Consider the following 13671-nt stretch of genomic DNA (forward strand, 5'->3'; position numbering starts at 1 on the left):
AAAGCTCAGTGATAGAACTCGGGGAATCGGGATTTCAGCCGATTCATCGACCGTTCCTCGTGATCCGCGAGCCAGTCAACAAAAACCTGAACTCTCCGTTTTTCGTAAGACTCTTCCCGCGCGTAGACAAAGCAGGAGAGAGGTTTCCGCCTCCAGCCATCCAGTACTGCGACAAGATTCCCCGCTTCAATATCATCTGCGCAGTGATAAAGCGGGAGGTCCGGAACAACACCGGCTCCCAGCATTACAGCGGATTTGACCGAAATGAGGTTATGGACAATCAGCGTGGACTTCCACCTGATTGTTGCAGTTTTGGCTCCTTTCTGAAGGACCGTTGTCGCAGACCGGGTTGGAGTATTGATCAGAACGCCGGTATGCCTCTGGCAGTCATCGACCTGGCGAGGAAAACCGTGCTTTTTGACATAGGCGGGGGATGCGCAGGGGATAAAGGGCATTTCTCCTGAATATCTCTGGATCACCCCCGGGAGCGGGGCGTCTTCTCCGTAACCAACCGCCACATCAACCAGATTGCCATCAGATGTCATAAAACCGTCTGGAAGAGGAGCTGTAAGCTCGCTCAGCTCGAACTGAATATCCGGATAAATTTTCTGAAATTCAACCAGAGCCGGGGTGATTTCTGCCGGCCCGATGCCTGCGTGAGATGTGACCCGGATCAGACCTGATAGCTTACTTTTATCGCCTTTCAGTGAGCGGATCATATCCTCGTGAGTCGCGGTCAGTTTCAGCGCTGCCTGATATGCCTCATGCCCCAGCTGGGTCAGTTTGACAGGACGCGAAGAGCGAGAGAAAAGAGGAGCCCCCAGTTCTTTTTCAAGCGCGTGAATTGCCCGGCTTGCGGTGCTGGGTTCACAGTCAAGCCGCTCGCAGGCGGCATTAAGTCCTTCAGCCCGAACGATTTCACAGAACATCCGCCATGAATTCATGTCGTCCAAACGGTTCACATCTCTCTCCGGATTTTTTATTTGTATTTCTTAAGATGTATTCCATTTTCTCCGAGATAGGTACTCATATACACCTTAAGGTGTTAGGTAAATCGTATGGGTATTTTCCCGGAATTTTGGAAAAAACTGCAATCTGATGTTCCATTTATGCAACAGATCTTTTCTCAGATTGGCTGTTTAACAATAGGTTGAGCTCAAACTAGGAACTAAGTCTACGTTATTTATTGCGTTTATGCCAATTTAAAATTGATGAAATTGTCTTTTCTGAAATCTATCTTCTCCGGATAATCAGACTGTTCAAGAAAAAATCCCTGCCGGACGAGACCCCGGGGGGATTCATGAGAGAGATAGGAGAATCAGAATGACCTGGCAGATTTGGTTCGCTTGTGCGGCCATTGTTCTTGCGGTGGTAGGACTTGTTAAACGGTATGAAACCCGAATGGTTCTGCTTTTGGCGGGTTTTGCCATGTGTATTGTCGGCGGGGACCCGATGAAAGCCTTTCAGGCATTTGTCAAGGGAATGACGAATATCACCCTGGTTCCGGCAATCTGCTCGGCTATGGGCTTTGCTGCCGTTGTCACCGCTTCCAAGTGTGACGAGCATCTGGTTGCCGCGGTTGCCGCTCCCCTTAAGAAGCTCGGCGGTCTTCTGATTCCGGTTACCACGCTTCTCACCTTTGCCATCAATATCGCCATCATGTCGGCTGCCGGTACGGCTGCAACCGCCGGCGCGACTTTCATCCCTCTCCTTATCCGCGCTGGCATCCGTCCGGCAGCCGCAGCAGCGGCCGTCGGCGGCGGCACGATGGCGGGGCTTCTGCTGAACCCTGGCTGCGCGCATGACATTTACGTCGCGAAGATGGCCAATATGGATCTGATGGCTTTCATTGCCTGGGCGGCTCCGTATGTGGTGGGGCTGGTTGTTATCGCGACTCTCGTGAACGCCGTCGTTGGAATTTTCGGTTTCCGTGATCACAAACCGAGCGCGGAAGAAATGCAGGGCCTGAATCTGGGTGAAAAGAAAGAATTCAAGGTGAGCTATCTTCGTGCCATCTGCCCGCTCGTTCCGCTCGCGGTCCTTATGGTTGCCGCTATCTGGTTCCCGAAGGCAGGGCTCGACGTTGTGGCCGCCATGCTGATCGGTACCCTGGTGATCGCGCTCGTTACGCTTGCGAATCCGGGTGAACTTTCCAAGGCTTTCTTCAAGGGCATGGGTTCTGGTTACGCGCAGGTGATCGGCCTGATTGTGGCAGCCGGTGTTTTTACGGCTGGCCTTCAGGTGACCGGTGCTGTCGGTGCCTTCATTGAATTCCTGAAGAGCTCGAATGAACTTGCCCGCTGGGGCGCCGCTCTTGGCCCGTATCTGATGGCTATCGGCACGGGTTCCGGCGAAGCGGCGATCTGGGCCTTCAACCAGGCTGTGACGCCTCACGCTGTGAGCTTTGGAATGTCGCCTAATTCCCTCGGTCTTCTCGCCATTATGGCGGGTCAGTTCGGCCGTACCGCAAGCCCGCTCGCTGGTTCGATCATTATCGTGGCCGGTATGGCTGCCGCGAACCCGGTCGCTGTTGTGAAGCGTCTGGTGCCGGGCATGACGGTTGGTGTGCTGGTCGCTGCCCTGATTCTGGTCTGAGGTAAGAAAAATGTTTGACCTCATTATCAGAAACGGTTTTGTGGTGGATCCCGAATCCGGATTCGCCGGGAAGTCTGATGTCGCTGTCGAGGACGGCAGGATCGCTGAAGTTTCCGAATCGATCAGCAGCAAAGGTACGGAAGAACTCGACGCCTCCGGCCTCACGGTGCAGCCAGGCGTCATCGATACACATCTTCACCTCGCTTCTCACCCCTTTGGCATGCGGATGGCCGCGGAAAGCGGTGTGACGACCTGTCTCGAAATGGCAGGTCCCGCGCCGAAAGTCTTCAGCTATATGCCGGTTGCGGGTGTTGGGATCAACGTCGCGGTGCTGACCGCGCTGATTCCAGGAGACAACGTCTCGGGAAACGATCCGAAGGCTGCGGAAATTGACCTCGCGATGACGAAAGCGGTTGAGGACGGCGCGTTCGGCGTAAAGATCCTTGGCGGGCACTTTCCGCTCACTCCTGAAGCATCCGCTGAAATCATCCGCATTGCCGCAGAGCGGGGGATTTACGCCGCCTGGCACGCGGGAACGACGGAGGCAGGTTCCAACATAAAAGGCATGAAAGAAGCGGTGGAACTGGCGTCCGGTCATCCCTTCCATCTGGCTCATATCAACGCTTATTGCCGCGGCCGCGTGAACGGCATTCTGGATGAATGCAAAGAAGCGGAGTCACTCCTTGCTTCTCATCCGGAAATCGTGACGGAGAGTTACCTCTCGGATCGGAATGGCTGCCCCCTGAATTTCACGCCGGACGGGAAACCCGCCTCGGGGATTCTATCCGCGCAGCTCAGGTTCTTCGGTTTTGAGCCCTCTCGGGATGGAGCGGTTGCCGCGATGAAAGCGGATGTGCTTCGCGCCATCGCTCCCAGAAACGGAACGCTTGTGCTTCTCCCTCCCAAAGAAGGGGTTGAAGCTTTCCTCTCCGGAGAAGCGAAAGACGGATCCTTTGGGGGAGTGAACCCGATCATCGCCAGAACTTTCTTCGCGACCGCGAAGCGCGCTGACGGCACATTCCTCGTGGATGGGATCAGCACGGATGGCGGTGTGCTGCCGCGGAATGTCATCGTGCGCGGGGGCTGCGGTCTGATGAAGCTTGGCGGACTCTCGGCGCTTGAGTTTGCCGCGAAAACCTCCCTTATTCCTGCCCGCATGCTCAAGCTCGAAAAGAAGGGGAGGCTGTCAGCTGGGGCTGACGCGGATCTCACGCTCTATGACCCGGAGAGGATGACCGCGGTTCACACCTTTGTGAGAGGCGAAGCCGTTCTGCGGGATGGCCGGGTAAATGGCCGCGGAGGCACCGCTCTCGTCACTGAGGCAGGTTTGGAAGCCGTTCGCCGGATGGGGCTTCGGGCTGAAGTCCTTCCAGGCGGAATACCAACAATAGACAGGACTTTCGGCTCACTGTCAAAAAACAATCAATAGGAGATCGTTCATGAAAAAGCATTCACTTCTCGCTGCCTCGGTCGCGATGGCGCTTCTCGGTGCGGTTCAGCAGGCATCTGCCGCCAACGTTGAAGTCTTCGGATTCCTGGATCAGGGTCTTACTTACCGGTACGAAGACGGAAATACCGGCATGCAGGGACCTGTTGGACAGTCCAAGGCAAATGTACTTGACAGCGCGGGCTATGTGACGCAGCAGGGCGCTGGACATAAATTTGAGCAGGGCACGGGTAATGTGAGCACCTGGGGTATCAAGGGTTCTGAAAAGCTTTCTGACAATCTTGAAGCGATCTTCCACCTCGAAAACGGTTTCCTTCCTGATGATGGCACGCTTTACATGAATAACGTGCTTTTTGAGCGTGAGTCTTCGGTTGGTTTCCGCTCCAAGATCTGGGGTGAACTGAAGGGCGGCCGCATGCCGGCCATGTCAACCGGTTCCGGTACGACCGGGTTGCTGAACAGCCGCGTGAATCCGTTCGGAGCCGGCTGGGGCAACATGACAGGCGGCTGGAAGTTTGCCGGTACGCTGGCGACCGCACGCTGGAACAACATGATCAACTACAAGACCCCCGTGATGAATGGGGCTCAGTTCCACTTCCAGCATTCCTTCGGCAATAAGAGCGACACGACTGAGGGTACGTCTGACGCCGATCGCTGGACCGCGGTCGGTTTTAACTGGACAGGAAGCCGCTCGTACATTGCGGCTGTCGTTGACTGGATTGCGGCCGGCAACTCTGCCAATCGCCTGACCGATAAGGATACGTGGAAAGCCACTGTTGGCGGGCACTACAAGTTTGATCGCTTCACGCTTTATGGAACAGCCCAGTACCTCAAGAATACGCGCTGGATCGGCGGCTACTCTACGAAGGAATTTGCGCCGCTCCAGCATGCAGGCGACCTGACAAAGGGGTTTGACGGCTGGGCTTTCTCGACGGGTGTCGATGTTCCCGCGGCTGGCGGAACAGTCAAGGTTTCCGCCGCCTGGGGGTTCGGTGAAAACAACAACACGACGAACCAGAATAAGTATGACCGCGTGAATCTCGGCCTCGGTTATATCTATCCGCTTTCCCGCCGTACCTCGCTCTACGCGGTCGGAGGCTATTTCTGGCAGGACGCCGATTGGCAGCGGAAGAACATCTCGGCTCATGAATTCATCGCCGGCATGATGCATCGCTTCTGAGAAATCTGAAAGTTCTCAGATGGGCAGTACCCGCGGCTGATTCCGAAAGTAAGAGTCAGCCGCGGGTGAATAAAAAGTTTTTGTGGAGCAGGGTAAAAATGTTGGGTTTCCATGTGGGTAAAGTTCAGGCGCCTGATCAGTCGATGGTGCATGACACGGAGTATTGGCTGCAGCAGATCAACCGCGCGTCGGTTGTGGCGAATGTTGAGAGCGGGCTGCTTGACCGGGAACTCGCGAGAAAAATCCGCGCCGCATTGGATGAACTCCGGCGGGAAGCTGCGGAGCCGGGCGCCCAGCACTGTGATCTTTATATTCAGTTCGAGCCGAAGCTTCTGAAACTCTGCGGCATGGAGGCAAGCCGGCTTCATGCGGGACGCTCAAGCCAGGATATTCTCGCAACCTCGAACGCCGCGATGAATCAGGAACGTCTGATGATGCTCGCGGGTGAAACAGCGCGGCTCTGCGACGCTCTTCTTGAAACCGCGAAGCGGGAGTCTGATGCGCTTGTTCCGGCTTATACGAATGGCGTTCAGGCGCAGCCAACACTTTACAGCCATTACCTCCTCGCCCAGGTCTACGTTTTCAGCCGCGATATTGAGCGCATGGTGGAATGCGTACGGCGTCACGATGTCTGTCCGATGGGAAGCTGTGTCTGCAATGGCACGGGATGGCCGCTGAATTCTGCCCGTATGGCTGAACTGCTCGGGTTTGAACGGACGGCGGATAACGCTTTCGACGCGGGACAGTGCCGCGGAAATGATCTTCCGCTCGAGGCAAGTCAGATCGCGGCCTCTGTCATGCTCCATATTGACGCGTTCCTTGCGGATTTCATGACGCAGTATTCCCAGACAAAGCCCTGGATTCACAGCGTTGATCCGAATGGCGTCTATCACTCGAGCGCGATGCCGCAGAAGCGGAATCCTGGTCTTATCAATGATTGCCGGCGGGACGCGGGGCTCGTGATAGGAGAAGCGCAGGGTGTTCTGATGCGTATGCAGAACCTGACGCTTGGTATGGCGGACGTCCGCGACTCGTGGTCTATGGAAAGCCTGATGACAGACGCCGCCGTGGTCGTGAAAACCTTCGCGGGCATTGTGAAGTCTCTTCGGGTGGATCGCGAAAGAGCGCTCGCCGAGCTGAATGCGGAATGGACCTGCACGCAGGAGATCGCCGATACGCTGATGCGGGAGGCCGGGATTGATTTCCGGACAGGGCATGGCTTTGCCTCCCGTTTTGTAACATACGCCCGGGAGAAGGGACTGACGCCGGCCAACGCGACCTACGGTGATTTCACCGGTGTCTGGTCTGAATTTGCAGCTGGTAAGGACCTTCCTCAGTCTTTCCCGCTGAACGACGGACAGCTGAAGCAGGCGGTGAATCCCCTTCACATTCTTGAAAACCGAAAGACTCCGGGAAGTGCCTCTCCTCTGATGCTTGAGGACCAGATGAATGCCGCCTCCCAGATGGTCAGAGCGATGAAGGGTCGGGTAGACTTTTTCATTCAGAACCGAAAAGAAGCGGAAAAAACGCTCGAATCGGAATTACAGGCTCTTTGATAAGCGGCCTGTCTAAAGGAGAGAAAGAGCATGAACGCCGAAATGACGCTGCAGCTCGAAAAACGCCGATGGTGGATTCTCGCGGTCATAGGTCTGATTAACCTCTGCGCGGGTTCTATCTACGCCTGGAGTGTGCTGGCGGCCGCCAGCGCCGCAAAGCTCTCATCGGTGCTCGGCACTGCGGTTACCCCGGGAGACCTCGCTATCGCGTTCGGGGTCGCGAATGCGGTGGGACCGATTCCGATGATTCTGGGCGGTGCGATCAATGACCGATTCGGCCCCCGGACCGTCATTGTGGCAGGCGGTTTCCTTATGGGGCTCGGACTGATCTGCTGCGGACTCGCGGAATCCGTGGGAACTCTGATCGCGGCGTATGGCGGTCTTTTCGGTCTGGGGCTGGGGCTGACCTATGGGGCCTGCATTACTACCGCTGTACGTTATTTTCCGGACCGACGCGGCATGGCAGGGGGTATCGTGACGGCGGCCTACGGCATGAGTTCGGTGCTTGTGCCGCCGATTGCCCAGGCTCTGATTGGCTCTGTCGGCATTACCGCAACGTTCATTATTCTCGGGACGGTCTGTGGGGCTGCCATCATGGCCGGGGGCTTTGTCTGCAGGCAGTGTCCGCCTGATTTTGTGCCGCACGGCATGGTGAAGAAGGCGAAAGCAGAGGCGAAGGGGCTCACCTGGCGCGAAATGCTGAGAAGTCCGGTCTTTTACCCCATGATCGCGCTGCTGCTCAGCGGGGCCTTTGCGGGGATGATGATTATTTCCCAGGCGGCCTCGATCGCGCGCCATGAAATCGGGATGACAGCCGCGGCCGCAGCGGTATCGGTTTCTGTCATTGCGCTTTTCAATATGGCGGGCCGCCTTGTGGCGGGAATTCTTTCGGATCATCTCGGGCGTATCACGGTGCTCGCCGGAGCGCTCTGCCTGTCGCTCGCCGGGCTCTTTACGCTGATGACCGCGGGGATGGGGGATTTCGCGCAGTACTACCTCGGCTGTGTCCTCGTGGGGCTCTCCTTTGGCGCCTTTATGGCGATTTACCCGGGCTTTACGGCGGAACGTTTTGGCACCGCGCATTCAAGTGTCAACTACGGAATCATGTTCTGCGGCTTCGCCGCTGCTGGATTTGGCGGTCCCGCGCTGATGCGCTGGATGCAGCACACCGGCTTTGTCTTTTCAGACTGCTGTATGGTCGGCGCAGCGTTCTGTCTTTTGGGACTTGTTTTCGCGGCAGTCTGCCGCAGGATGGTGAAGTAGGGCACAGAGAGAAGTCAGAATCCAGAGTGCATTTTGGGGCGGCTGCCGATGAAGCCGCCCCTCTTTTTTTCTTATGGAATCCCTGTAAATCGGGCGTTTCCGTTGAGATCGTTACTGTCAGCGGGCTTTTCCGGCGTTTTTGCAGCAGAGGTAAATTGGTCCCGGAGATTTTGTTTCACTGGAGCTTGACTTTTTATCAGAATGGTAGCTATAATGCGCCGTTAACCTGTATCCGAGATTCTCGTTGAACAGTTCCCCCGTTCAGCACTCGGACCACGGCAGATGCCTTGCCGGAGGGACTTTTTTTTTTTGCTCAGAGGTTAACCATGCGACTCCTTCAGAGAGCACTCACGTTCGATGACGTTCTTCTCGTTCCGGCGTACTCCAATGTGCTTCCCAGACAGACTTCCCTGAAAACCAAGCTGACGCGCGAAATCACGCTCAACATTCCGCTCGTTTCGGCAGCCATGGATACGGTTACTGAATCCCGTCTCGCTATTGCTCTCGCTGAACAGGGTGGCATCGGCATTATTCACAAGAATATGTCCGCTCAGGCCCAGGCAGCTGAAGTCCGCAAGGTGAAGCGTTTCGAAGCCGGTATCGTGAATGATCCGATCACCGTCCGTCCTGATATGACGGTTGCTGACGTGCTTCGTCTCTCCCGTATGCGCCGCATCTCCGGTTTCCCGGTTGTCGCTGAAGACCGCACGGTTCTCGGCATGGTGACGAACCGCGACGTCCGCTTCGAAGACCGCAAGGATGTGCCGGTTTCCGCCGTCATGACCCCCCGCGAACGCCTCGTCGTTGTGAAGAAGGGCGCCTCCCTCGAAGAAGCCAAGGCTCTGATGCACCAGCATCGTCTCGAGCGCGTTCTGGTCGTTGACGATCAGTTCAAGCTCGCCGGCCTGATGACGGTCCGCGATATCGTCAAGGCTGCTGAATTCCCGAACGCCGCTCACGACGCCTCCGGCAAGCTCCTCTGCGGCGCTGCCGTTTCCGTCGGTGCCGGCACTGAAGAGCGTATCGAAGCGCTGGTTGAAGCCGGCGTTGACGTCCTCTGCGTTGATACCGCTCACGGCCACTCCCAGGGCGTGCTGGACCGCGTCAACTGGGTTAAGAAGAACTACCCGAACGTTCAGGTGATCGGCGGCAACATCGCTACCGGTGACGCTGCCAAGGCTCTCGTCGACAACGGCGCTGACGCTGTCAAGGTCGGTATCGGCCCGGGCTCCATCTGCACGACGCGTATCGTTGCCGGTGTTGGCGTCCCGCAGATTACCGCTGTTTCCAATGTGGCAGAAGCTCTCGAAGGCACCGGCGTTCCGCTGATCGCTGACGGCGGCATCCGCTTCTCCGGTGATATCGCCAAGGCTCTCGCTGCCGGCGCTTACTCCGTGATGATGGGTTCCATGTTCGCCGGTACTGATGAAGCTCCGGGCGAAGTGATCCTCTCCCAGGGCCGCACCTTCAAGTCTTACCGCGGCATGGGTTCCCTCGGCGCTATGAGCCACGGCTCCGCTGACCGCTACTTCCAGGACAACAACCAGGGCAACATCTCCAAGTTCGTTCCGGAAGGCATTGAAGGCATGGTTCCCTACAAGGGACCGGTCGGCGCCATCATTTATCAGCTGATGGGCGGTCTGCATTCCTCCATGGGCTACTGTGGCTGCCCGACGATCGACGATATGCGCCACAAGGCCGCTTTCGTTGAGATCACGGCTGCCGGTATGCGCGAGTCTCACGTCCATGACGTTCAGATCACGAAGGAAGCTCCGAACTATCACCAGCAGTGATAATTCGATCTGAATTGATGAATTAAAATCAGCGGATACGTTGGAAAGCGGCAGTGCACCTGCTGGCCAATGTATCCGCTTTGCTTTTCTTCTAACTTGAAAGAGTGTTCCCCCATGAATCATGATCGCATTCTGATTCTCGACTTCGGCAGCCAGGTCACCCAGCTGATCGCCCGCCGTGTCCGAGAAGCGCATGTGTATTGCGAAGTCCATCCGAATGACGTCTCTGAAGACTTCATCCGTGAATTTGCGCCGAAGGGCATTATTCTCTCCGGCTCCTATATGAGCGCCTATGAGGAGTCGAATGATCAGGCAAGCCCCGCGGTGTTCAGCGCCGGTGTTCCGGTTCTCGGCATCTGCTACGGCATGCAGACGATGGCGATTCAGCTCGGCGGCAAGGTTGAGCCTGGTACGAAGCGTGAATTCGGCTACGCTGAGGTCCGCGCCCATAACCACACGAAGCTGCTGGAAGGCATTGAAGACTTCAAGGGCCCGAACGGTGAAGGTTTCCTGAAGGTCTGGATGAGCCACGGTGACCGTGTTTCCGAGCTTCCCCCGGGCTTTGTTGTGATGGCGTCCACTCCCTCCTGCCCGATCGCGGCAATGGCGGACGAAACCCGTCACTTCTACGGCGTTCAGTTCCACCCGGAAGTGACCCACACGGAAAAGGGCCGCGAGATTCTGCAGCGCTTTGTGCTCGGTATCTGCAACTGCAATCCGGACTGGGAAATGGGTAACTTCGCGAACGAAGCGATTGAAAGCATCCGTGCTCAGGTGGGTTCCGATGAAGTCATTCTCGGCCTTTCGGGCGGCGTGGATTCTTCCGTTACCGCGGTTCTGATTCATAAGGCAATCGGTAAGCAGCTCACCTGCGTGTTTGTTGACAACGGTCTTCTCCGACTGAACGAGCGTCAGCAGGTTCAGGAAATGTTTGAGAAGAACCTCGGCATGAAGCTTGTCGTGGTGAACGCTGAAGAGCGCTTCCTGAATGCCCTGAAGGGGGTTGCGGATCCTGAGCAGAAGCGCAAGATCATCGGCCGTGAATTTGTTGCCTGCTTCCAGGAAGAGGCTAAGAAACTGACCGGCGCGAAGTGGCTTGCCCAGGGCACGATTTATCCTGACGTGATTGAATCCGCCGCCGCGAAGACGAAGAAAGCGAAGGTGATCAAGTCTCACCACAACGTCGGCGGTCTGCCCCCCGATATGCACCTGAAGCTGCTGGAGCCGCTCCGCGGACTCTTCAAGGATGAAGTGCGTGAACTCGGTATTAAGCTGGGACTTCCCCGCGAGATGGTGTTCCGTCATCCGTTCCCCGGCCCGGGTCTGGGTGTCCGAATCCTTGGCGAAGTGAAGAAGGAATACGCGGATCTGCTCCGCGCAGCTGACGCGATCTTCATTGAAGAACTGCATAACGCCGGCTGGTACGACAAGGTCTCCCAGGCCTTCACGGTTTTCCTCCCGGTGCGCTCTGTGGGCGTCATGGGCGACGGCCGTACTTACGACTGGGTTGTGTCGCTGCGCTGCGTCGAAACGACGGACTTCATGACGGCCAAGTGGTCCCACCTGCCCTATGAGCTGCTCGGCAAGGTGTCCAACCGCATTATCAATGAAGTGAAGGGCATCAACCGTGTCTGCTATGACGTCTCCGGAAAGCCGCCAGCGACGATTGAGTGGGAATAATCCCGTTCAAACTGCTGATCTGAATTGAAAAGCGAAAGCCTGGGGAATGACAGATTTCCCCAGGCTTTTTATTTACTGCAATGGCCAACTGACCGCTCGGACGTCCCAGAGCAGAATTCGATGGCGAATTATCACTTCAAGTGCAAAGCCTGAGAAAAGAATAGTGGCCCATAAAGCTTCCATAATAGAGATTGTCAAGATAACTATAGAGGGAGCTCATGAGCCACTATCATCATCTTACTCTTCGGGACAGAGTATTTATTTCGGCTTTAACGATTTCAGGCAAATCCCTGTCTGAAATTGCATGTGCGATTGGGAAAAATGTTTCTACGATCTCCCGCGAACTGAAGCGAAACAAGGCTGTATCGGCCCAGGATGGGGCTTCAGCTGCCTATGATCCCTGTGCCGCGCAGGCCCGATATCAGAGACAGAGAAAGCATTGCGGAAAGAGAAACATTCTGAAGTCTGACTCGTTGCTGACAAGGATTGTCTCAAATCTGCTGGTTAAGAAATTCTGGTCTCCGGAGCAGATTCAATACCGTCTCAGAAAGGAGCTGCCGAATCTAAGGATCAGCGCCACGACAATCTACCGAGGAATCAATTCTGGCTTTCTGGATCGCTTTGTGGATGGCCGAAAGATGTCCCGACACCTGCGACACCACGGTAAAACGCGTCACCGTAAAGGCATGACCGAGAGGCGAGGAAAGATCCAGATCACTCACAGCATTGAAGAGCGACCCCTGGAAGCTCAGAACAGATCTCGCCTGGGGGATTGGGAAGGCGATACCGTCATCGGAAAAAAGGGCGGAGCCTGCCTCACGACTCTGGTCGATAGGAAGTCCGGCTTTCTCTGTGGCGGGAAAACCGCTTCCAAGACTGCGGCCGATGTGTCTGCCGTAATTGAGAAATCTCTGTCAGATAAGGATCTGCGTACGATTACCGTAGATCGCGGAAAAGAATTTTCCTGGGCTGAAAAACTGGAGAAAGATCTCAGAACCAAAGTGTATTTCTGCTTGCCTCATCATCCATGGGAGAAAGGAAGTAATGAAAATACAAACGGACTTCTTAGAGACTTTTTCCCAAAAGGAATGAGTATCGATAAAATTTCTCAGGCAGAAGTTCAGAAACGGTTCAATGCTCTGAATTTCAGACCCAGAAAACGTCTCAATTGGAAGTGTCCGGCTGAAGTCTTTTATTCAGTAACTTTGCACTTGATTTGATAATTCACCATCAAAATAAAAAATTGCGTCAATCGCATAAGCCTGACACTCAGAGCAGAGAGGCATGGATTATATTAAAAGTTATTATTTTTATATAATAAGTGCTCAGGTTGTTTTTCCGGAGGCTCTATGGACTTCGAAACGGCTGATCGGATTTCCAGCACCTTTGGTTTATATGCGGGAATTTTGGCTTTTCTGATTCCCGTTGCGCTCTGGTGGTGTTCACGTCACTTTTGGCACCCGGAGAGCCGGGCTTCCTATGCATTGCAGTTTGCTCTGTGGCCAGTGATATTCCTCAGTTATCAGCTCGGGGGTCCCATTGTCCGGATACTGATGGGACTGCCGACGCCGCCATTTGCGCAGACACTGGGTGAGAAAATAATGGGCATTTTCGGGGCATTCGCAGTCCTGGGTCCCGTTTTTTTCCTGATCGGATATGCCGTGAGCAAAAAGAAATTCCCTGAAAGAAAGAATTCTGTGGAATCCTCTTCGGAAAACAAAACAGAAACTAAGAAATAAGACTATGACTGAAATTTATCAATATCCGGTAAAAGCCACCCCGAATGGTGAAGGAGGTTTTATCGGCTCATTCCGGGATGTGCCGGAGGCTTTGACCGAGGCTGAAAGCATTGAAGAACTGAAAGAGATGGCGCTCGACGCGCTGGTCACTTCGATCGACTTTTATGAAGAAGACGGAAGAGAATTTCCAGCACCTTCAGCGCCGCAGCCCGGTGAGTTAATGATTGAGCTGCCGCCGGAAGCCGTTCGCAGGATCAAAGCGCTTGAAGCCCGATAAACTGCGGCTCATCAGATTAAAACCGCGGAAAGGGTCAGTTGCGACTATGCGCCTCTTCCTTGCCGCGGTTTTTTTCGCGCGTAATTCAAGTGAAATTTTTCTTGCTGCAGAAATCCGCAGAGGTATCCATCCTGTGGATTC

The 13671-nt window shown here is 55.2% G+C and carries 11 protein-coding genes; 10 read left to right on the top strand and 1 reads right to left on the bottom strand.

The window, feature by feature from the left end; genetic code table 11:
• Nucleotides 1-5 precede the first annotated feature (5 nt).
• Nucleotides 6-944, bottom strand: coding sequence for a LysR family transcriptional regulator (locus tag M4NBBH2_RS06555; RefSeq protein WP_238691382.1), 939 nt, complete (start codon nucleotides 942-944; stop codon nucleotides 6-8).
• 457 nt (nucleotides 945-1401) lie between these two features.
• Between M4NBBH2_RS06555 and dcuC the strand changes: the two genes are divergently transcribed.
• From dcuC to M4NBBH2_RS06605, 10 genes are all read left to right on the top strand, one after another.
• Entirely contained in the window at nucleotides 1402-2595 is a 1194-nt protein-coding gene (gene dcuC, locus M4NBBH2_RS06560) for a C4-dicarboxylate transporter DcuC (protein ID WP_235005661.1), read from the top strand.
• 10 nt (nucleotides 2596-2605) lie between these two features.
• Nucleotides 2606-4024: an amidohydrolase family protein gene (locus tag M4NBBH2_RS06565; protein ID WP_116270197.1), complete on the top strand. Its 1419-nt coding sequence runs from the start codon at nucleotides 2606-2608 to the stop codon at nucleotides 4022-4024.
• A 10-nt stretch (nucleotides 4025-4034) separates the two neighbouring features.
• Nucleotides 4035-5222 carry a porin gene (locus M4NBBH2_RS06570; protein WP_116270198.1) on the top strand — a complete coding sequence of 396 codons (1188 nt, stop codon included), beginning with the start codon at nucleotides 4035-4037 and terminating at the stop codon, nucleotides 5220-5222.
• 98 nt (nucleotides 5223-5320) lie between these two features.
• Nucleotides 5321-6778, top strand: coding sequence for a lyase family protein (locus tag M4NBBH2_RS06575; RefSeq protein WP_116270199.1), 1458 nt, complete (start codon nucleotides 5321-5323; stop codon nucleotides 6776-6778).
• 30 nt (nucleotides 6779-6808) lie between these two features.
• Complete coding sequence (locus M4NBBH2_RS06580) at nucleotides 6809-8041, top strand: L-lactate MFS transporter (protein ID WP_235005660.1); 1233 nt, start codon at nucleotides 6809-6811, stop codon at nucleotides 8039-8041.
• A gap of 326 nt (nucleotides 8042-8367) precedes the next feature.
• Complete coding sequence (guaB, locus tag M4NBBH2_RS06585) at nucleotides 8368-9834, top strand: IMP dehydrogenase (RefSeq protein ID WP_116270200.1); 1467 nt, start codon at nucleotides 8368-8370, stop codon at nucleotides 9832-9834.
• Between the two features lie 114 nt (nucleotides 9835-9948).
• Complete coding sequence (guaA, locus tag M4NBBH2_RS06590; RefSeq protein ID WP_116270201.1) at nucleotides 9949-11514, top strand: glutamine-hydrolyzing GMP synthase; 1566 nt, start codon at nucleotides 9949-9951, stop codon at nucleotides 11512-11514.
• A 218-nt stretch (nucleotides 11515-11732) separates the two neighbouring features.
• Nucleotides 11733-12734, top strand: a complete 1002-nt coding sequence (locus tag M4NBBH2_RS06595) for an IS30 family transposase (protein WP_116269340.1) — start codon at nucleotides 11733-11735, stop codon at nucleotides 12732-12734.
• A gap of 129 nt (nucleotides 12735-12863) precedes the next feature.
• On the top strand, nucleotides 12864-13253 hold the full coding sequence (locus M4NBBH2_RS06600) for a hypothetical protein (RefSeq protein ID WP_116270202.1): 390 nt from the start codon (nucleotides 12864-12866) through the stop codon (nucleotides 13251-13253).
• A 4-nt stretch (nucleotides 13254-13257) separates the two neighbouring features.
• Nucleotides 13258-13530, top strand: coding sequence for a type II toxin-antitoxin system HicB family antitoxin (locus M4NBBH2_RS06605; RefSeq protein WP_116270203.1), 273 nt, complete (start codon nucleotides 13258-13260; stop codon nucleotides 13528-13530).
• Nucleotides 13531-13671: the final 141 nt, after the last annotated feature.

This window comes from Mesosutterella multiformis (assembly GCF_003402575.1).
GTDB lineage: Bacteria > Pseudomonadota > Gammaproteobacteria > Burkholderiales > Burkholderiaceae_F > Mesosutterella > Mesosutterella multiformis.